The sequence below is a fragment of the Chryseobacterium piscicola genome (assembly GCF_900156685.1).
Taxonomy (GTDB): Bacteria; Bacteroidota; Bacteroidia; order Flavobacteriales; family Weeksellaceae; genus Chryseobacterium; species Chryseobacterium piscicola.
In genome coordinates this window covers 221,425-242,412 of sequence record NZ_FTOJ01000004.1, presented here as the reverse complement: position 1 = coordinate 242,412, position 20,988 = coordinate 221,425, and the positions used below count along the sequence as shown (strand labels likewise).

Sequence of the window (20,988 nt, the reverse complement as noted above, 5' to 3'; positions counted from 1 at the left end):
ATTCTATTTATGCTATTTTAGGTTTAAAATTTGTTTCATCCTACAATATTTCTCTCGCAAATTGCATTGATTTGGCTTATTCTCTTGAATTAAACAATGATAAGCAAAATCTGTAAACTTACAAGAAATAGCAAAGACAACTAACAAAGATAAAAATTATGAAAATCATTAATAATCAAAACATTAAACTCTACAATCCTGAAACCAAAAATTTCTTGGCAGATGCCTATTATCCCGAAACAGAAAACAAAATTCCATTGGTGATTTTAGTACATGGGTACAAAGGCTACAAAGATTGGGGTTGTTGGAATTTGATGGCCGAAAGATTTGCAGAAGCCGGATTTTATTTTGTTAAATTTAATTTTTCACACAACGGTACAACTGTTGAGAACCCTGATGAGTTTGCAGATCTTGAAGCTTTCGGAAATAATAATTATTCTAAAGAGCTTTCCGATTTGAGCTTTGTTATTGATTATTTTTCAAACGAAAGTAAGGTAGATAAAAATAAGATAGTTCTTATCGGTCACAGTAGAGGTGGCGGTATTTCTATTGTTAAAACCGCAGAAGATAGTAGAATTCACGGTTTGATTACATTGGCTAGTGTAGATTCTTTGGAAAGATTCCCAAAAAATGAAGTGCTGGAAAACTGGAAAAAAGAAGGTGTTTATTTTGTAGAAAACGGCAGAACAAGACAACAGATGCCTCATTACTATCAGTTTTTCGAGGATTATGAAAATAATTTACACCGTTTGGATGTTGAGAGATCAATGGAAATGGCAAAAGCTCATGTTTTGGTAGTGCACGGTAGTTCTGATGAATCTGTATTGCCAAAAAATGCTGATCATCTTCATCTATTAAATCCCAATTCGGAACTTTTTTTAGTAGAAAATGCCAATCATACTTTTGGTGCAAAAGAACCTTGGGAAGAAACCTCCATGCCTTATGACCTTGCATTGGTAACGGAGAAATGCATCGATTTTATAAATAAAAAATTGTGAATGAAGATATTGTAAAGTAGTTGGAAATACTTATTTCAAAACAATAAATGAGGAAAGATTACATTGCTATTAAGGCAAAATTTATAATTTTTGAAATAAAAATAAAACTCCCGAAAAATCTTCGGGAGTTTCTATATGATTTAAGTAAAATTCTAAGGATATGGAGCAATAGTTACTTCAAGACCTTCCATCTGCGGAACGATATGCAACTGACAACCGAGTCTGCTGTTTTCTTTCACATGATAAGCTTCTGCAAGCATTGCATCTTCTTCAGCGCCCATCTCCTCCAAACCTGGATCTTCTTCTACATAAACCTGACAAGAAGCACACATTGCCATGCCCCCACAAACTCCTATGGTTCCTTCTTCTGCCAATTCATAAGCTCGAACGACTTCCATTAGGTTCATAGACATATCTGTAGGTGCTACAATAGCGTGAGTTACACCTTCTCTGTCGGTAATTTTAATATTAATATCTGACATAATTTCTCAAAATTAGTCAATTTTTTTCACAACTGCTTTTTCCGCTTCTTTTCTCGAACCATCAAAACCGTCTACTCCACTCACTGTTGTGTACTTTAAAACGAATTTTTTTCCCGGATTAAGCCTATTATAAACGCTTTGACACATCAAAGTAGCCTCGTGGAAACCACAAAGAATTAATTTAAGTTTTCCAGGATAAGTATTGATATCTCCAATTGCATAGATACCTTCAATGTTAGTTTGATAATCTAAAGCATTGTTTACCACAATCGCATTTTTCTCAATATTAAGACCCCACTGAGCAATTTCGCCCAATTTCGGGGTTAAACCGAATAGAGGAATAAAATAATCTGTTTCAATATCGAAAGGTTCTTGTCCGTCAACTGCTACTGTAATAGCTTCAACTTTCCCTTCGCCTTTTATTGCTGTAACTTCTGCCGGGGTGATTAATTTAATTTTACCTTGATTCTTCAAATCCTGAACTTTTTCTACAGAATCCAAAGCTCCACGGAATTCATTTCTTCTGTGGATCAAAGTTACTTCGCTAGCAACATTTGATAAGAAAACGCTCCAATCTAGGGCAGAATCTCCACCTCCTGCTATTACCACTTTTTTATTTCTGAAGTGTTCAGGTTCTTTTACAAAATATTCAAGACCTTTTTCTTCATAGTCGGCAATATTCTCCATGGTAGGCTTCCTTGGCTCAAATGTCCCTAGTCCTCCTGCAATCGCTATGGCTTTACATCTATGAACAGTTCCTTTGTTGGTCACCACTTCAAACCATTCGTCATCAACTTTTGTATATGAAATTGCGGTTTCACCTAAGGTAAACCCAGGCTGAAACTGTTTTATTTGTTCCATTAAATTATCTACCAATTCACCGGCATTCACTGAAGGATAACCAGGGATATCGAAAATAGGTTTTTTAGGATAAAGCTCTGCCAACTGACCACCCGGCTGAGGAAGGGCATCAATGATGTGGCATTTCATTTTTAGCAAACCAGCTTCAAAAACGGCAAAAAGCCCCGTTGGACCCGCTCCTATTATCAATATATCTGTAGTTATCATACGTAATAATTTTATAGAAAATAATTAAATGCAAAAATACAAATTTTAATGCAACGCATATTTAATTAAGTCTAAATAAAAAACTGAGATTTATCAAATCTCAAACGATAAAGGTATTATATTTGGCAATATTTTTGAAACACAAAAGTTTATGAAAAAGTTATTCAGTATTCTTACGATTTTTTTTGTGAGTTTTTCGCAAGCTCAGCTTAGTAATATTGCAGATGGGGAATCTATTAATCTTAGGATTCACTATGGGTTTTTAACTGCCGGAAATGCTAACCTTACTACTAAAAGAGGAAATTTCCGAGGTGTACCTCATTTATATGTAAAAGGGACAGGCTCCACGACTGGTGCCGTAAAAGCTTTTTTTAAAGTTGAAGATCTCTACGAAAGTTATATTAATACTGAAACAGAATTGCCAACATTCTATGTAAGAAACGTAAAAGAAGGTAGCTACAGACAGCATTTCGAAACCAATTTTAATCATAACAACAACACGTTGCTGCTAACTGATAAAAAAACGCCCTCAAACGGAACCAAAACAATAAAATCTGTAAAAGGTGTTCAAGATATGCTTTCTTGCTTTTATTATCTCAGAAGCAGAACCCCCAATGAACTGCGTACTGGAAGGGTGATTAACATGAATGTTTGGATTGATGATGAAATGTTTGCTTTTCAGCTAAAAGTGATGGGAACAGAAAATTTAAACACAAAATTCGGAAAAGTAAATTGTTTGAAAATTATACCGTCTGTAAAAAGCGGAAGAGTTTTTAAGGAAAAGGAAGGCGTTACAATGTGGGTAACTAATGATGCCAATCACATCCCAGTGCTTCTGAAAGCAGAGCTTGCGGTGGGATCTCTGAAAGCAAGTTTGGATAGTTATAAAAACGTGAAATATCCAATAAAATTTATTAAATGATATTATTTATAGAAAATACAAAAGCCTTCAGAAATTCTGAGGGCTTTTGATTTATAAAAACTAAACTAAACTGTATTGGTTGAAAATACATTATCATTAAAGCCATATTGGCATTTTAGCAAGAAAAAAAGCACCTATTTAAAAGCCGTTAGGCGTAATAAATAGGATACTTTTGGTTAATCAATTGTGTTTTTAGAATATATATAAATGTGTTTTTATTAATAATTTTTCAGTTTCAAAAAACAGAGCCTTTCGGCTCTGTCAATATGATACTAGGTGTTCATCATTTGTGTTCATTCACACCAAATCAAAAATTAATATATTGAAATAATTTTCCTAATACCTTTGCTCACTGATAGGATGTGTTTTATTTATTGCATGGAAATCACTTAATCCTTTTCAGAAAACATATGTTTAACCTGTGTTACAATGAGCATTTTTCTTGATACAAATATAGAGTGATATGAAAGTAGAAAACGAATAAATCTTGTAGATATTTATCACTCAGCTTGTAGATATTTTTCTACAAAACGCTCCGTATTTTTACGATAAATAAATGATAAGAATATATTAAAGTAGAAAAAACAAATTCTACTAAACAAAAAAAACACTAACAATGAATGAGTTAGCGTTTTAAAAACGATATTTTTTTTATAAAAATAAAATTAGTCTTGAATATTAAAATCAATATTTATGATAAGCAAAAATATTGAGCTTCACAAAAACGTTATAGAATCAAATAAAAGTGAATAATATTAAAGGCTTTTTAGCAGGTCAGCAAGATCTACGAGATTATCAATATCAAGTTTTTCGAAAACACGTTTTTTTATTGTGCTTACTGTATTTTGTTTAATGTCTAGCTGGTTGGCAATTTCTAAATTACCATAGCCTTGTACATACATTTTTACAATCTGAATTTCCCTTTCTGTAAGTTTTGAAAGAAGATTTTGTTTTGGCGACACTTGTAATGAGGCCATCATTAAACCTTGAGAAACAGTAGAAATATATCTTCCTTCATGATAAATTTTCAACAGCGCATTTTTTATCTCTTCTTCCTCGCTCACTTTCGTCAGGAAACCATTAGCTCCTGCGTTGAAAAATTTCAGGGCATAATCTTCTTCTTCCAAACCAGAAAACACAAGAACCTTGAGCTCAGGCTTTATTTTTTTTAGTTCAGGAATAATGGTTACACTATTTCCGTCGGGGAAAACAGCGTCTATAACCGCAATTTCGATTTCATTTTCAGAAACGCACTTCAATAGCTTCTGTAAAGTTGATGCATGGTAAATATTGCCCTCAAAACCTGCTTCTTCAATGACAATCTCCATTCCTTGTCTTATTAAACTATGGTCATCTGCAAGTACAAACGTTACGTTTTTCAAATTTTGATTTGTCATTTTTTTATTTGTAAGTTCAATAAAAATTCTACTTTAGTACCGACATTTTTTTCACTATCCACTTTTAAAAAGCCAGAATACAATTCTGCCAATTCTTTGCAAAGACTTAGACCCAAACCAGCACCAAGATTTTCCACCTTGTCAGAAATCACACCTTGATAATAGGGTTCAAATATTTTTTCTAAATCAGACTTCGAAATTCCAACGCCAGTATCCGTAATTGTGGTTTTTAAAACTGCAGTATCGGCAGATATCTTCTCGGCTGTGGTTACTACTTTTATTTCTCCGTTTTCTGTAAATTTATTTGCATTCCCCAAGATATTCATAAAGATTTGATTTATTTTATTATTATCAGAATAAACCATTAATCCAGGATTTATATTTTGTTCTACAACAAAATTATTGTTTCGGGTTTCAATGTAAGGTTGTATAGAATTTAAGATCGCATCTATTTCTTCGTTTAAATTAAACTCAACAAGATTCAATTTATTATTTATCTGTTGGTTTTTTGTGTAATCTAAAATCTGATTGGCTTGTATTAACAAAGTATTATTGGTAAAACTTATAGATTTTAAATATTCTTGGATACTTTCGTCATTGGTTTTCTTTTTTATTCTTCTGATAAAAATATCCATAATCTTCAAAGGAGATCTCAGCTCATGGCTCAACATTCCCAAGATTCTATTTTTGAAATTAAGATTTTCTTTTATTTTAAGATTGGCTTCATTGAGCTTTCTTTCATACACAAAAGCAATTCTCGTAAGCAACATGATTAAAATAGAAACCACAAACATCAAAATCATCGATCCGAAAACAAGATATGTTCTTATCTCGTTATTCTTGTCGCTTTGCTTTTCATATTCTTTCTCAAGATCAGTTTTGGAGGCTTTTATTGCAGTTTCATATACATTCATCAAACTGTTGCTATAGATAAAAAGATCATTAAAAATTTTATAAAAATTATCATTATCAATTTGATTGTCTTTTACTTTTACCTTAATCTTATTATTTTGAACTGTATAATGATTGTTAACCTGCTTTATAATACGGTCAAAATCTTTTTTTATGGATTTTGAGGTAGGCATCACACCCTCTTTCACCGTGATTACGACGCTGTCTTTTTCTCTTTTCCCTTTCCCAGAAATGGCCTCACCCAATCTCCCGAAAAGACCTTTCTTTACTACGGTATCGCTATAGATTTTGGTATCTAAAACTACATTAAACTTATCAAAATCATAATCTAAATTGAATTTCTCGAAATCTGGAAGCTCACTTTGATTGTTTAAATTAATATCACTTGTATACTGGTGAGTAGAATCTATTAGTTTTTTTAAATCTTTCTCGTTAGCAAAATTCTCTTTTCTAGATGCTAGAAGATTTTTAATTTTTGGAAACCTGTCTTCGTATTTATTAATATTATTCAAATGAGCATCAAGAGCTTTCAAAGATGCAAAGTAAGACTCTAGAAAAGTTTCATCTTTTGAAGTCATAAATTTATGAAGATAATCTTGTGCAACTAGAAGTTCTCGCCTAGATTCTGTAGTTAGATTTTCTAAAGAATGAATCTCATCTAGTTGTTTTTGCAAGAAAGATAATTTTTTACTCTTTACAAATTCGTTATAAAAAAAAGCAGCAATTATCAGTTGAATAAACAGGATGCATAGAATTAAAGAATAGTGTACAAGCTTTCTGTAACGAAAACCATAAGGTTTTGAAATATCTGCAACATTTTTCATACTCAATCAGGTAATGTTTAGTTTTAATGTTTCTCCTCTCAAAACAAAATAAAAGACAGTAAATTTACACTTATTTACAAAAACAATTTAAAATTCATGTAAAAAGTGAAGTAACTTTTATGATTAAAAAATATTTTTCGAAATTACTACTACTTTATTGAGTTTTAAGGTACAAAAAAAATCCCGTAAAAAAATCACAGGATAAATATTTATAAAATTTAGGATTACAAAGTCTTAAATTGTTCTAAAGTTCTAATATCATTTTCAAAAAACATTCTGATGTCGCTCATTTGATAAAGAAGCATCACAATTCTCTCAATCCCCATACCAAAAGCGTAACCAGAGTATTTTTCAGAATCTATATTTACATTTTTCAAAACTGCAGGATCTACCATTCCGCAACCCATAATTTCTAACCAACCCGTTCCTTTTGTAATTCTATAATCGGTTTCAGAATTTAGTCCCCAATACACATCAATCTCTGCGCTTGGCTCTGTAAAAGGAAAGTAAGAAGGTCTTAATCTAATTTTAGATTTACCAAAAAGCTCAGTAGTAAAAAACTGAATGGTTTGTTTCAAATCTGCAAAACTCACATTTTCATCAATATACAAACCTTCAATCTGATGGAAAATACAGTGCGAACGTGAAGAAACCGCTTCATTTCTGAAAACCCTCCCCGGAGAAAGAATTCTGATTGGGGGCTGATTTTCTTCCATATATCGTATTTGAACAGATGAGGTATGCGTTCTCAACAAAAGATCAGGATTTTGTTCTATAAAGAAAGTATCTTGCATATCTCTCGCCGGATGATATTCTGGGAGATTAAGGGCGCTAAAATTATGCCAGTCGTCTTCAATTTCAGGGCCGTCTGCTACAGCGAAACCGATAGACTTAAAAATTTCAATAATTCTATGTTTTACCAAATTGATAGGATGTCTTGAGCCTAAGTCTAAAGGAAATGCAGGTTTCGTTAAGTCATCTTTTTCAAGGATAAGTGTAGTTGCAGAAGCGTTCTTAAGGTCTTCTAATTTTACATTTACTGCATTTTTAAGAGTATTAATCTTTTGTCCAAATTCCTTTTTTTGGTCATTCGGAATTACCTTCAATGTTTCATAGAAATCATTCAAGACACCTTTTTTGCCATTGTACTTTATACGAAAGTTCTCAATATCATCTTTTGAAGATGAACTGAAACTATTTACTTCCACCAAAAGTTCTTCTATCTTTTCTATCATTATTATTACCCTTTCAAAAAATGTTTGTGCAAAAATACGATTTTCAGTTTAAAAATGTTTTGTATTTAAGATAAAAAATCCGTCTCTTTAGAAACGGATTTTAAATTTTACCAGAGCGTTGTTTAGGTTTTGATTATTTTCACAATTTTCTTTCTAATGCCTTCACTTTTATTTGTAAAGTAACATCATTTTTAATCACCCCGTTTTCTGTCGGAGATTGAAATTTTACCTCAAAATCTTCACGCATAATATCTTTTGGCTCTGTCGCTATACTCACTTCACTGCCCTTCACAGAAACATTTGCCTTAAACTGTACCGGCTTTGAAATTCCTTTAATACTAAGATTACCCTCTAAAACAGTATTATAATCGCCATCTGCGGTGGGTGAAACTTTTGTAATTTCATAAGATGCGGTAGGAAATTTATCAACCTCAAAAAAATCTGCACTTTTTAGGTGACTGTTCAATTTTTCTAGCTGATCAGCTTTATCTTTAAGGTCTTCAGAACTTAGAGAAGTCATATCTGCTACGAATTTACCACTTTCTAAAGTTCCATCTTTTATGGTAACGTCTCCACTTTCAAATTTAATATTTCCAAAATGACTGGTGTTTTCAGATTTAAATACTTTGTACCCCTTCCACTCTATTCTGCTGCTTAAAGTATCCAAGACATATTTTGCTCCATCTTTTGTAGTGGCAACTTCATTTGCTTCGCTATACACAGGCTTTTCTTTACCGCAAGAGACTATAAGCAAGCCACCCATCATTACAGACAACACAATTGGAAATAGTAATCTTTTCATCTTTTTCTAAATTTTTAAAAGGCTAATTTACTAAAAAATGAGAGTTTTTTGGCAAAAACCTTACATTTGTACAATGCTTTTAGAAATTAATAACTTGTTTTTTTCTTATTCTGAAGAGAAACCGCTTTTTCAGAATATGAATCTAAAATTCGATTCTGGTAAAATAATTGCACTTGCCGGAGAAAGCGGTTGCGGAAAATCTACGCTTCTGAGTCTTATTTATGGACTTCTTAATTGGGAAAGCGGCGAAATTATTTTTGAAGGAAAAAAAACTTTTGGCCCAAAAGCAAACCTAGTTCCAGGAGAACCAGAAATGAAATATGTAGCCCAAAATTTTGATCTGATGCCGTATGCAACCGTTGCCGAAAACGTGGGTAAATTTTTATCTAATAGTAATCTTACTAAAAAAAAAGAGACGATAAATGAACTTTTGGACGTCGTTGGGCTTACAGAATTTGCCTCTATTTTACCTAAATATTTGAGTGGAGGACAACAACAAAGGGTTGCTATTGCAAGAGCTCTTTCCGTGTTACCAAAACTTTTGGTACTAGACGAACCGTTTTCTAATCTTGATTTTTCTAGAAAAATTGAGCTAAGAGAAAGGCTTTTCAGATATGTAAAGCAAAATGACATTTCTCTTATTATTTCTACACACGAAATTCAGGATATTTTGCCTTGGCTAGATCAAATGGTGATTTTGAAACAAGGAAGGTTGATTCAGAATGATCATCCTAAAGAAATTTACAAAAATCCATACAACGAATATGTTGCTCAACTTTTCGGCGAAGTCAATATTTTTAGTGAAGAGGAAAAGAATGAATTTAATATTTCAAAGTTTTCATATTATCCCAGAGAAATAAAAATTTCAGAAAACGGGATTGCTGCAGAAGTTCTTGAAAGCCGTTTTGCAGGCAGTTTTTATTGGAATAAATTGGCCGCAAAAAACAAAGAAATCATTATTTATACCGAGGATAAAACTGAAGGATTTGTTAACTTAAACTTTATTTAACCTCAAGAAAAACAACGGCTTAATATAGATAAATAAAATATCAGAAAGATTACACTGTACAATTCTCTCCCTTTTTTATTTTTCTTAAATGTACTTTGTTTTGATACTTGAAACCCATAATTTGAGCTGATATAAAAACGATTAAAAAACAACACATCTCCAAAGAAAATTCTCTTTCTAAATAAAAATAGGTAAGGCACATTATAGCAATCATTGTAGAATGTGTGAGTAAAATAGAAAACAGCCCTCTTCTTTTCGTGATAAAAAAAAGTATATTTTCTACAATAGCACTGTAAAAAAATAAAGCAGCAAAAACCATCAATATCCCAAAACCTGCCAATATTATTTCTTCGCTAGTATTGGTATTAATAGCACTGAATATCATCCAACAAAATATAAATCCGGCTACAGAAGCCAGCATATTCCTTAGAATATTATTAAAATAAATTCTACTTGAAAGCATATTTTTTTACTAATTTTTGAAAGTGAATTTTCCAAAATGCGATTACGCCTTCTTTACAAACTCAGATTTTAAAGCCATTGAGCCAAAACCATCAATTTTACAATCAATATTATGGTCGCTATTGGGTCTTAAACGGATGTTTTTCACTTTAGTTCCTGCTTTTACAGGTTTCGGAGCTCCTTTCACAGGTAAATCTTTTACAACCACTACAGAATCGCCATCTTTCAATTCATTTCCGTTGGCATCCAGAATTTTATCTGAATCATCTGTTTCTGCAGGATTCCACTCGTGAAAACACTGCGAACAAACCATCAGATCATCTTGCTCATAAGTAAACTCAGACTGACATTTCGGGCAAATCACCGCGTCGCTCATTTTTTTTAATTTTTTGCAAAGGTAAGGTTTTGTGTTGGATGAAATAATATTATTAACTATTGCATTGCAAATCTTTCAATATTAAAATTCAAAAAAAAAAAAAAGAAAATCAAAATAAACCGACCCTACGCAATTCATTCTTAAGAAAGGTATCGCTCTTATAGAACTATCGTTTATCATTATTGTCTTTGGTACAAAGGCTTTGCGTGTAACAAGCAATCATTTACTAAAATTGAAATTATAATTTGTTTACAATATTGATCACGATGAACCATCTCCAAAGCTTGAATTTTGAATTCCACAACCAAAACTTTAAACGCTGAACCTTAAACTTAATTTTGTATTTTTGCATATTCAAACAGCTTACAGCAATTTATGGAATTAATTCACAGAAACCTGGCGATCGGTATTCACGATGCTTTACAAGAAACTTTTTTCGAAAAAAACAAATACGCAGATAAAGTAATAGAAAGACTTTTGAAAGCCCACAGACAATGGGGAAGCCAAGACAGAGCAGTTGTTTCTGAGATTTTCTATAATATCATCCGCTGGAAAAAACGCCTTGAATATTATATGGGAGAAGGTGTGAAACCCACTAATATCTACAAATTAATCATTGCTTATCTTCTTTGGAGCAAAACCAATTACAAGAGATTTGAAGAATTTGAAGGCATCAAAATCGCCGACATCACTACAAAACTAAAAAAAGGAACTGTTCCTACTAAAGCAATAGAGCATTCTATCCCAGAATGGCTTGTAGAGACTTTAGAAAAAGAGTTGGGCGAAAAATGGGAAAAGGAAATGATTGCCTTAAATGAAAAAGCACCTACAGTTTTGCGCGCAAACTCTTTAAGAACAACACCAAGAGAACTTATTTCTGATCTTTCAGATGAAAACGTAAACGCTTTTACCATTAGAAACTATCCTGATGCGGTACAGCTTGAAGAAAAAAAGAATGTTTTTCTTACAACCGCATTCAAAGAAGGCTTATTTGAAGTACAAGATGCTTCTTCACAAAAAATTGGATATTTTCTTGATGTAAAAGAAGGACAGAGAGTGGTTGATGCCTGTGCAGGTGCAGGTGGAAAAACACTACATTTGGCGGCTTTAATGGGAAATAAAGGACAAATAATTGCCCTTGACATTTTCGAATGGAAATTGGCAGAACTGAAACGTCGTGCAAAAAGAGCCGGAGCTCACAACATAGAAACCAGAGTGATAACAGATACAAAAGTGATAAAACGCCTTCATGATAAGGTTGACAGGCTTTTGATTGATGCGCCATGTTCTGGTTTGGGTGTTTTGAAAAGAAACCCAGACAGCAAATGGAAAATAAATCAGGATTTTATCGACAGAATCAAAAAAGAACAGCAACAGATCATTCAAGACTATTCTAAAATGCTGAAGATTAGTGGAAAAATGGTTTACGCTACTTGTTCTATTTTACCGTCCGAAAACAATAAGCAGGTAGATGAATTCATTAAAAACAATCCGAATTTCAAATTGATAAAAGACGAAAAAGTGATGCCTAGCGAAGGCTATGACGGTTTCTACATGGCTCTTATTGAGAGAGTTTCTTAATTAATCGAGCTTAATAAATATAAATCCGCTTCAAAATTATAGTTGAAGCGGATTTTTTTTTTCATTCTTCAGCACGACTTTATCAATAAATCGCCGTTGTTTACTCGATGAAAATAAATCAAGCCCATCAAAAAAAACATTACTAATCATTAAAACTTGAATATTATTAAATAATTTTTATTATTTTTAAACAATCATTACCATTTTAACAACATAATTTAATTTTAATATAAAAAGTATGAAAAAAATTCTATTCTCTGGCTTGCTTTTATCCGGCCTTTACGCCAGCGCACAAGTGAATGTTTCTGCATCAGCAGGCACACCAACCGCTACCTATACTACTTTAAAGAGTGCTTTTGATGCCATCAATTCCGGAACACATCAAGGTAATATTAATCTCAGCATAACTGCAAATACTACAGAAACCGCATCAGCAGTTTTGAACGCAGCTACCACATACACTTCAATCAACATTAAGCCTACAGCTGCAGTTACAGTTACAGGAGCTGTAGCTTCGGCACCATTGATCACTATTTTGGGATCAAACGTTACTATTGACGGCTCATCAACTGTGGGTGGAACAACCAAAGACCTTACTTTCAGCAATACTGCAACTACAGCAGCATCAGTAGTATATATGGGATCTGCGACAAGCACCTCGCCCCTTACAAACGTCACTGTAAAAAATTCAATTCTTACCAGCGGAGGAAACACAAGTACTAATTTTGTGATTGCCAATGGTGCTACTGCTGCCGGTTTCTTTAATAATATCACTGTACAGAACAACACATTTAATTCTGGGTATAACGGCGTTTTTGTTTTAGCTGATACAACTAGCGCAACTAACGGAAATAATTTATTGATTACAGGAAATACAATCACCAACAATTTTGTTCAAAACGGAATCTACATTGCTGGAGTGGGAGGCTCTTCTACGGTAACCAACAACAATATTGCGATTGTACGCCCAAGCAGCGGCACAACTACTACACCAGCAGCCTCAGTAGGCATTAACCTTGGAGCAGGCACCAATTCGGCATCCATATCAGGAAATACAATAAGTGTGAAAAACACAGCAACTTCAACTACAGGAATAAGCTATGCTTCAGGGATATACGTTACACCTGGAGCTACAAATGTTTTAACCAATGTATTCAACAACACTATTACCGAAATCAGCGGAATACTCACTTATATCAACAGTAATGGTATATATGTGGGAGGCGCCACATCAAATGTGAAAGTGTACGCCAATAAAATAAGTGGATTAAAAAACAACAACACCGGAGGCACCCCAATGCAGGGAATTTTATTAGGATCAAGCGCTACTGCTGCTAACGTAGTTGCTTATAATAATTTAGTTTCAGACATCCAAGGTACAGCAGCTTCTCAAGTAGCAGGAATTTATGTTTTTTCTGGTGGAGGGTATCGCATTTACAGCAATACCGTAAACCTTAATACTTCAAATGCAGAAACAGGAATAAGCACGGGACTCTATGTAGTTTCTACAGCAACATCACTCGATGTACGAAATAATCTTTTCATCAACAACAAAACAGCAGGAACACGTTATGCAATCTATTCTGCAGCTGCCAATACCGCGTTTTCAAACATTAATTATAATGATTATTACACCACAGGTACAGCTTTAGGTTTTATTGGATCTGCAAGAGCAACTTTAGCAGATGTGCAGACGGGGTTTGGTGGTAACGCAAATTCTGTAAATATATCTCCAGCTTTTGTAAGTGCTACAGATCTAAATTTGAATTCAACAGATATTGCTAATGCCAGTTTAAGCAATAGCGGAACACCACTTGCTGAGGTTACGATAGACTACGCCGGAGCTCCGAGAGGAACGGCACCAGATTTGGGAGCTTATGAATTTGCTTTTAGTCTTGCTGTAGCCGAGACAAGCAAAAAAGCACATGCCATTTCTGTATACCCTAATCCTTTTGCTGATTTTATTAAAATTTCTGATGTGAAAAATATGAAAACCATTAATATTTCAGACTTGTCTGGTAAAATTGTAAAAACTTTATCCCCGGCTAATGAGCTTGACCTCAGAGATCTGAATGCAGGAATTTATTTAATATCATTCCAATTTGATAACGGAACGTTTAAGACTACAAAAGTGATTAAAAGATAAGTTTTCAAAAATTAAAAACTCAGGATACGAAAAGCATCCTGAGTTTTTTAAAAAAAAAAAATTCTGATTGTCCTCAAACCGTCATAATTGAAAAGCCTTTGTATTCTTTGCTAAGTTTATGCCCTTACCGATAATTTTTTAAAAATATAATAAAATCAGTGACTTTTCAAATCTTAAATATAAATCTCCACCTTATCTAGCTCTATTCTGATCATCAAATTTCAATTGCTTTGTAGCCCCCTTCACATCGTTATTTCCAAATTTATAGGTGAGTGATAAACTCAAATTCCTGCTAATACCTTTAAAATAATATTGTGTACCGAAATCCTTATAAAACTCTGTACCTTTTTCTCTTTCTGTATTCAAAACATCATTCATTAAAAAATTGAGCATTAGTTTTTTATCCATTAAATTTAATTTTAACCCTGAATAAACTGAGGCAATACCTTTAAACGAAGTATTCCCCTCTTTGTACGGAATATTGCCCCAAGCTCCCAGCATGAACGAAATAGTTTTCGATTTATTGAGAAAAAAAGTATTGTCCACATTAAAATCTGAGCCGTAACTTCCAGGCATCTGAATGGCATCATCCACAAAAGTTTTTGATGTTACATAATAAGCATTTAGAAAGACATTAGCTTCCAGCCAGCTTAATTTTGTGTAATTATAACTCAGGCTGACACCAGTTTGGTTTTGATTATAAAAATTAAAGATGATGGTATATTTCATTCCGTTATCAATGCGCTGCAATCTGTCCCAATCATTTTTACTGTAATTGTGAAATGCGGTAATTGTAAAGTTATTTTTTAAAACATAGCTAAACTCTACATTATCGGTAAAAGACGGTCTCAAATAAGGGTTTCCTGAAGAATACTCGAAAGCCGAACTTATGTATTTGAAAGGATTGAGATCTCTGAACGAAGGTCTGTTAATTCTCTTAGAATAGTTTATAGAAAACGCATTATTATCATTCGGCTTATAGCCAATGTAAGCTGTTGGGAAAAATTTTCCGTAATGATTTTTTGTGGTTAGATTTTCATTGGGCGAAATTCCGGTGAGCTCGGTAAATTCATATCTCAAACCAGCTTTGACACTCCATTTTTCAGACAATTCATAATTACCAGAAACGTAGGCCGAATAATTATTTTCATCATAAAAAAAATTATTGCTTTGAGTAGAATTCATCGTTTGAATTCCATCATTTAAATCATAAAAATTAAAATAAGAATCATTTTTTATTTTGGTAAATTTCAAACCAGATTCTGTTTTAAACTTTTTAAAATTCTTTTCCAAATCCACCTGCCCAGAGTAAATTCTATACTGATTAATGGGATTAATATAAGTAGAAACCAACTGATCAGTTTGTGTATTGTAGAAGTCGTCGGCATTGGCATTATTTGAAATTAAATTCCCGGAAATACTAAGCTTACTGCCCAAACTATCTATTTTAAGGTCATAAAACAACGTTGCATAATGATTGTTTCTGTGATTAAGAGCCACGGCATCTGATGTAAAACGCCTTTCACCAGATTCGTCTTTAATTGAAGAAGAATTTTTCACCGTTTCCAACGGATTGGCAAAAAAATAGGTGTAGCTTCCTCCTATTGTGCTTTTATCACTAAGTTTATATTCCAACTTCCAATCTGTACTTTTATTTCGCAAATTATTGAAGAAATAGCTATCAGTATTCCAAAAGCTGTTATTGCCAGAACTGTATTCGTACCCTTTCATACGCCAATAGAAATTCCCGTCTGTGTAACTTGCAGACGCTGAAATTTTTTTGCCCTGATAATTAACCGTTGCTCCATATCTTGTAGAGACAGACGGAACATTCCAATACAGATTTTTCAGACTAGATTGCAGAGAAACATTCCACCCAAAACTTGTATTTTTCTTAAGAACAATATTGATAAGACCACTTTTTCCCTGCGCTTCGTATTTTGCAGGTGGCGTTGTAATCACTTCAATTTTCTGAATGTCATCGGATCGCAGATTTTTAAGATAATTTATCAGTTCATCACCCGAAATATTCAAAAGTCTGTCATTCACCATTACAGCTACTCCACTTTTCCCTGCAATGCTTATGCTTTTATCTGTAGTTCTTAGCATTGGGGTTTTTGCCAAAGCCTCCACAGCATCAAGACCTTGCGAGGCCACAGAATTTTCTACATTGAAAATCAACCGGTCAACTTTTCTCTCAATGATTTTCTTTTTACCCATTACCAAAACCCCTTCTATTTTATGCTCAGAAATTTTAGCTTTTTGTAAATCTGAATTGGGTATTTCTAAATTTCTATTCACATCGCCATCAACGTCTATTTCATCTGAAAGAATGAGTTCGCCATCATTAAAAACTTCTAAAGAATAATTTCCTTTCTCTTTGAGCTGAATTTTAAAATGACCTTTTTCATCTGAAATAGCCGAAAATTTTAACTGGTTCTTTTTAAGAATAATTTCAGCATAAGCAACCGGCTTTTTGTCTTTTAAAATAACATTTCCTTCAACATTTTGTGAAAAAATAAACGATGCCCAAAACAGCATCAACAGGAGAAAAAATCTAAACATTAAATTTGAGTTTGATAATAAGACAACACAATACAACCTTTTATTACATGTATCTTTATTTCTTTTACTCTATTTTCTGCAATTTCTTTTTATGAATATCATATATAAAGAAATCATCCCGATTGTAAATGATAATCTTACCCATTATCTTTTCGCGTGAGATACCAAAAGGGTACATATCCCTAGTACTATCAACTTCAATATCAGTCGCTTCATGATCTTCATTTCCATCAAAAAAGCTGAATAATTTTTCATTAGTGAAGACAACGAAAAAATTATTAGAATCAGATTGAATGTAATATTTAAAATCCCTCACCTTTAATTCATCTTTCCATAAATCCTTGTAAACATTATCAGATTTAAATCTCTCTAAGTTCATTTTAAAACAAAATTCGTTATTCACCCAATAAACTATTTGATCATTATCTTTAAAAACTAAATATAATGAAGTGAATGAAAATTTAACCGTTAAAATTTATCTTTGTGAAAATCATAATACATCATGCAAAAATCAATTTTCTTAGTTTGCTTCATACTTTTATCCATTTTAAATCACGCTCAAACGTATGAAATAGAGTACGAAAGCTCTTATAACGGAAAAGTACAAGCCGATCAACCCAAAACGGTAACATGGGTAAGCGAAACCGAAAATTACATTCTCAATACGAATATTAAAAATCAGAAAACAGAATTCCCTTTCGAAATCAGTAAAATCGAAAAACCCAGCAACACCATTATTTCCTACGGATTTTTAAATCAAAATAAAATTGTTTCCACTTCAGATGCAGAATCTATTGCGAAACAAGAATTTGAAGTAACTTCAGAAACCAAAAAAATTCTTGGCTACAGCTGTAAAAAAGCAGTCACCAAAATCAACTCAAACACCATTGAAGTTTGGTACAGCAATGATCTAAAATTGAAAGGCGGCCCATCAAGTCTCGGACAAAATCTAGGATTGGTTCTCCAGATTGAGAGAAACGGAAATTCTGCAACAACGGCAGTTTCGGTTAAAAAAATTAAGAAAACGGGGATTGAGAAAATCATCAATAAAGAACCTTCAAAATCAGATCTTTTAAGCTACAGAGATTTGCTTTGGAGAAGTAAATTTACCACAATAAAAGTTTTTGAAAATGAAACCATCAATTTCTCCGAAGAATCCAAATCAAACGACAGCATAAAAAGATTTGCCAACGGCACTGTTATTTTAAAGAAAGTAAAATTCCCAAAAATAACTGAAGGTGAAAATATCTTTGTTGAAGTGAAACAGCAATCCAACGGCGACGCTTACGACCGTACAGGAACGGTATTTTACATCCCCGAAGATAAAAAACAAACTTTCTTTGATGGACTTCAAAATGGTATAAAAACACTTCCACTATTTGAAAACGGTAACGGAAAACAATATTACGGCGTTACGGCAACAGAAAATTATCTTCCAGCTGTAGAAATGATGCGGTTTTTCACGTCTTTCGGTATCAATAAATTTAATCATATACAGTTAAAAGACAAAACATGGCAAACGGCAAGCCCGTTTCGTCAGGATATTACAGAGTTGAAACCAGCACTTTCAGAAAAAGAAATCTGGATAGGTACTTTCATTGGGAATTATGATAAAGGTGGTCACAAGGTAAGTTTAGATATTACCATTCACAAAAGTTCACAGCAAATACACAAAAACAATATCGTGATTCCGGTTTTCAGCACCATCAATATCATGGAAATGGCTGGTCAAGATTATGCCACCATGTTTAGTAGCGAAAAAGGCCTTGAGATGGAATTTACACTTGATAAAGAGATGAAAAACGTTACCATGCGATACATAACAACCGGACATGGTGGATGGGAAAATGGTGATGAATTTTTACCTAAAACAAATACTATTTTTGTGGACGGAATAAAAGCATTTTCATTCATTCCGTGGAAGTCAGAATGCGGTTCTTACAGGCTGTTCAACCCTGCATCGGGTAATTTTGCAGACGGTCTTTCTTCATCAGATCTCAGCAGATCAAACTGGTGTCCCGGCACCGTAACGAATCCTCAGTTTATAGAAATAGGAAATTTAAAAGCAGGAAAACATCACATTCAGGTTAAAATACCTCAAGGTGCTTCCGAAGGAAACAGTTTTAGCTCATGGAATATCTCCGCTGTTCTTTTGGGTAAAGACTAAAAAAACAAAACCTCCTTGCAATTGCTTGCAAGAAGGTAAAAACACAAATGATGAAAAAAAATTATTTCGGTCCAAAGTACGGGAAAATATTTGATATTCCATATACCCAATTACCATTATTTTTTAAAAAACTTTACTTTTCAATAAATTTTAAGCATTTAATATTAGTTGATTAAAAATTTCAACCAAATGCATTAAAATTAATTAAAAAAAATAAATTAATTAACAAATTACCACTATTTAATTTAAAATTTAAACCAATTCATATTTTTACTTGATATTTTTTAATTATAATTCTACTTTTGTTTTAAATAAATGAAATATGTGCGGAATTGTATGCTTGTTTGACGCTAAACAAAACACAGAAATCCTAAGACCTCAGGTTTTGGAAATGTCTAAAAAGATTCGTCATCGCGGCCCAGATTGGAGTGGTGTTTTTCAAAGTGAAAAAGTAGTTTTCTCTCACGAAAGATTGGCAATCGTAGATCCTTCTTCAGGAAAACAACCTTTATTTTCTAAAGACGGAAATATTGTTTTAGCAGTTAACGGAGAAATCTATAATCACAGAGAACTAAAAACAGAATTCCCCAACTACGAGTTTCAAACCGAATCAGATTGTGAAGTTATTATCGCTTTATACGAAAGACATGGCAAAGATTTTTTAGAGAAAATCAACGGCATTTTCGCATTCTCATTATATGATATAAAAAACGATGTTTACCTTATTGCAAGAGATCACATGGGAATTTGCCCGCTCTATCAAGGTTGGGATAAAAACGGAAACTATTATGTAGCCTCTGAACTTAAAGCTTTGGAGGGCGTTTGCAAAACCATAGAAACATTTTTGCCTGGTCATTACATTTATAGTCTTGAAGGATCAGAATTACAGCTGTGGTACAAAAGAGAATGGGAAGATTTTGATGCTGTAAAAGAAAATACTACAGACATTGCAGCCATCAGAAAAAGCCTTGAAGAAGCTGTACACAGGCAATTGATGAGCGATGTACCTTACGGAGTTCTGCTTTCCGGCGGCTTAGACTCTTCCATCATCTCCGCAGTTACTGCAAAATACGCAAGACAAAGAGTTGAAAGCGGAGACACACAAGAAGCCTGGTATCCAAGACTTCATAGCTTCGCTGTAGGACTGGTTGGCTCACCAGATCTTGAAGCGGCAAAAAAAGCAGCAGATCATATAGGCAGTGTACACCATGAAGTACATTTTACCGTTCAGGAAGGCTTGGATGCCATTCGTGATGTTATTTATCATTTGGAAACGTATGATGTAACCACAATCAGAGCTTCCACCCCAATGTATCTATTGGCTAGAGTAATTAAATCGATGGGAATAAAAATGGTGCTTTCCGGAGAAGGTTCTGATGAGCTATTTGGTGGATATTTATATTTTCATAAGGCTCCGAATGCAAAAGAATTCCATGATGAAACAGTAAGAAAACTCAACAAACTTCATCTCTATGATTGCTTGAGAGCTAACAAAGCTTTAATGAGTTGGGGAATTGAGGGAAGAGTTCCTTTTTTAGATAAAGAATTTATGGATGTAGCTATGAACGTGAATCCTGCAGATAAAATGATTAATAAATCTGAAGGGAAAATTGAAAAATGGGTTCTTAGAAAAGCATTCGAAGATCTTTTACCAGAATCTATTGCATGGAGACAAAAAGAACAGTTTTCAGACGGTGTTGGCTATTCTTGGATTGACAACTTAAAAGAAGTTGCCGAAAAATATGTGACTGATGAGATGATGACGAATGCCAAATTCAGATTTCCTATCAATACCCCACAGAACAAAGAAGAATACAGATACCGTACAATTTTTGAAGAACATTTCCCTAGTGAGACTGCAGCGTCAACTGTACCTTCTGTGCCATCTGTAGCCTGCTCTACTCCTATCGCTTTAGAATGGGATGAAGCATTTAAAAAAATGAATGATCCTAGCGGAAGAGCAGTCATTTCCGTACATGACGATTCTTATTAAAAAACTTGTACAATGGTGCGCAATCTGTCATAATTGAAAACCCTTTGTA

At 33.4% G+C, this 20,988-nt stretch carries 16 protein-coding genes; 7 read left to right on the top strand and 9 right to left on the bottom strand.

From position 1 onward, the window contains the following. Positions 1-158: 158 nt before the first annotated feature. Positions 159-998, top strand: coding sequence for an alpha/beta hydrolase family protein (locus BW939_RS08550; RefSeq protein ID WP_076451608.1), 840 nt, complete (start codon positions 159-161; stop codon positions 996-998). Positions 999-1,150: 152 nt separating this feature from the next. On the opposite strand, the gene BW939_RS08545 is transcribed toward BW939_RS08550, so the two are convergent. Beyond that, positions 1,151-1,480, bottom strand: coding sequence for a 2Fe-2S iron-sulfur cluster-binding family protein (locus BW939_RS08545; RefSeq protein WP_076451607.1), 330 nt, complete (start codon positions 1,478-1,480; stop codon positions 1,151-1,153). Positions 1,481-1,492: 12 nt separating this feature from the next. Further along, positions 1,493-2,548, bottom strand: coding sequence for an NAD(P)/FAD-dependent oxidoreductase (locus tag BW939_RS08540; protein ID WP_076451606.1), 1,056 nt, complete (start codon positions 2,546-2,548; stop codon positions 1,493-1,495). A 151-nt stretch (positions 2,549-2,699) separates the two neighbouring features. On the opposite strand from BW939_RS08540, the gene BW939_RS08535 reads away from it, so the two are divergent. Next, a complete protein-coding gene (locus tag BW939_RS08535; RefSeq protein ID WP_076451605.1) occupies positions 2,700-3,470 on the top strand; it encodes a DUF3108 domain-containing protein in 771 nt (256 codons plus the stop codon). A gap of 755 nt (positions 3,471-4,225) precedes the next feature. On the opposite strand, the gene BW939_RS08530 is transcribed toward BW939_RS08535, so the two are convergent. From BW939_RS08530 to BW939_RS08515, 4 genes are all read right to left on the bottom strand, one after another. Beyond that, positions 4,226-4,867 carry a response regulator gene (locus BW939_RS08530; protein ID WP_076451604.1) on the bottom strand — a complete coding sequence of 214 codons (642 nt, stop codon included), beginning with the start codon at positions 4,865-4,867 and terminating at the stop codon, positions 4,226-4,228. Beyond that, positions 4,864-6,453, bottom strand: coding sequence for a sensor histidine kinase (locus tag BW939_RS08525; RefSeq protein ID WP_228417164.1), 1,590 nt, complete (start codon positions 6,451-6,453; stop codon positions 4,864-4,866). The genes BW939_RS08530 and BW939_RS08525 overlap by 4 nt, the downstream gene beginning before the upstream one ends. 374 nt (positions 6,454-6,827) lie before the next feature. Then, positions 6,828-7,838: a phenylalanine--tRNA ligase subunit alpha gene (pheS, locus tag BW939_RS08520; protein ID WP_076451602.1), complete on the bottom strand. Its 1,011-nt coding sequence runs from the start codon at positions 7,836-7,838 to the stop codon at positions 6,828-6,830. A 139-nt stretch (positions 7,839-7,977) separates the two neighbouring features. Beyond that, positions 7,978-8,640, bottom strand: coding sequence for a YceI family protein (locus BW939_RS08515; protein ID WP_076451601.1), 663 nt, complete (start codon positions 8,638-8,640; stop codon positions 7,978-7,980). A 73-nt stretch (positions 8,641-8,713) separates the two neighbouring features. Here BW939_RS08515 and BW939_RS08510 point away from each other — a divergent pair, with 73 nt between their 5' ends. Beyond that, entirely contained in the window at positions 8,714-9,649 is a 936-nt protein-coding gene (locus tag BW939_RS08510) for a sulfate/molybdate ABC transporter ATP-binding protein (RefSeq protein WP_076451677.1), read from the top strand. Between the two features lie 505 nt (positions 9,650-10,154). Here BW939_RS08510 and BW939_RS08500 read toward each other — a convergent pair. Beyond that, on the bottom strand, positions 10,155-10,487 hold the full coding sequence (locus BW939_RS08500) for a zinc ribbon domain-containing protein YjdM (RefSeq protein WP_076451599.1): 333 nt from the start codon (positions 10,485-10,487) through the stop codon (positions 10,155-10,157). Between the two features lie 375 nt (positions 10,488-10,862). Here BW939_RS08500 and BW939_RS08495 point away from each other — a divergent pair, with 375 nt between their 5' ends. Continuing rightward, entirely contained in the window at positions 10,863-12,068 is a 1,206-nt protein-coding gene (locus BW939_RS08495) for an RsmB/NOP family class I SAM-dependent RNA methyltransferase (protein WP_076451598.1), read from the top strand. A 238-nt stretch (positions 12,069-12,306) separates the two neighbouring features. Beyond that, positions 12,307-14,214 (top strand): T9SS type A sorting domain-containing protein, encoded by a 1,908-nt coding sequence (locus BW939_RS08490; protein ID WP_076451597.1) that lies wholly within the window; start codon positions 12,307-12,309, stop codon positions 14,212-14,214. 192 nt (positions 14,215-14,406) lie between these two features. On the opposite strand, the gene BW939_RS08485 is transcribed toward BW939_RS08490, so the two are convergent. Beyond that, a complete protein-coding gene (locus BW939_RS08485) occupies positions 14,407-16,779 on the bottom strand; it encodes a TonB-dependent receptor (RefSeq protein ID WP_076451596.1) in 2,373 nt (790 codons plus the stop codon). Positions 16,780-16,843: 64 nt separating this feature from the next. Then, complete coding sequence (locus tag BW939_RS08480) at positions 16,844-17,158, bottom strand: hypothetical protein (protein ID WP_076451595.1); 315 nt, start codon at positions 17,156-17,158, stop codon at positions 16,844-16,846. Between the two features lie 123 nt (positions 17,159-17,281). Between BW939_RS08480 and BW939_RS08475 the strand changes: the two genes are divergently transcribed. Further along, positions 17,282-18,946 (top strand): GLPGLI family protein, encoded by a 1,665-nt coding sequence (locus BW939_RS08475; RefSeq protein ID WP_076451594.1) that lies wholly within the window; start codon positions 17,282-17,284, stop codon positions 18,944-18,946. Between the two features lie 322 nt (positions 18,947-19,268). Continuing rightward, entirely contained in the window at positions 19,269-20,939 is a 1,671-nt protein-coding gene (asnB, locus tag BW939_RS08470) for an asparagine synthase B (RefSeq protein WP_076451593.1), read from the top strand. The last annotated feature ends 49 nt before the right edge of the window (positions 20,940-20,988 follow it).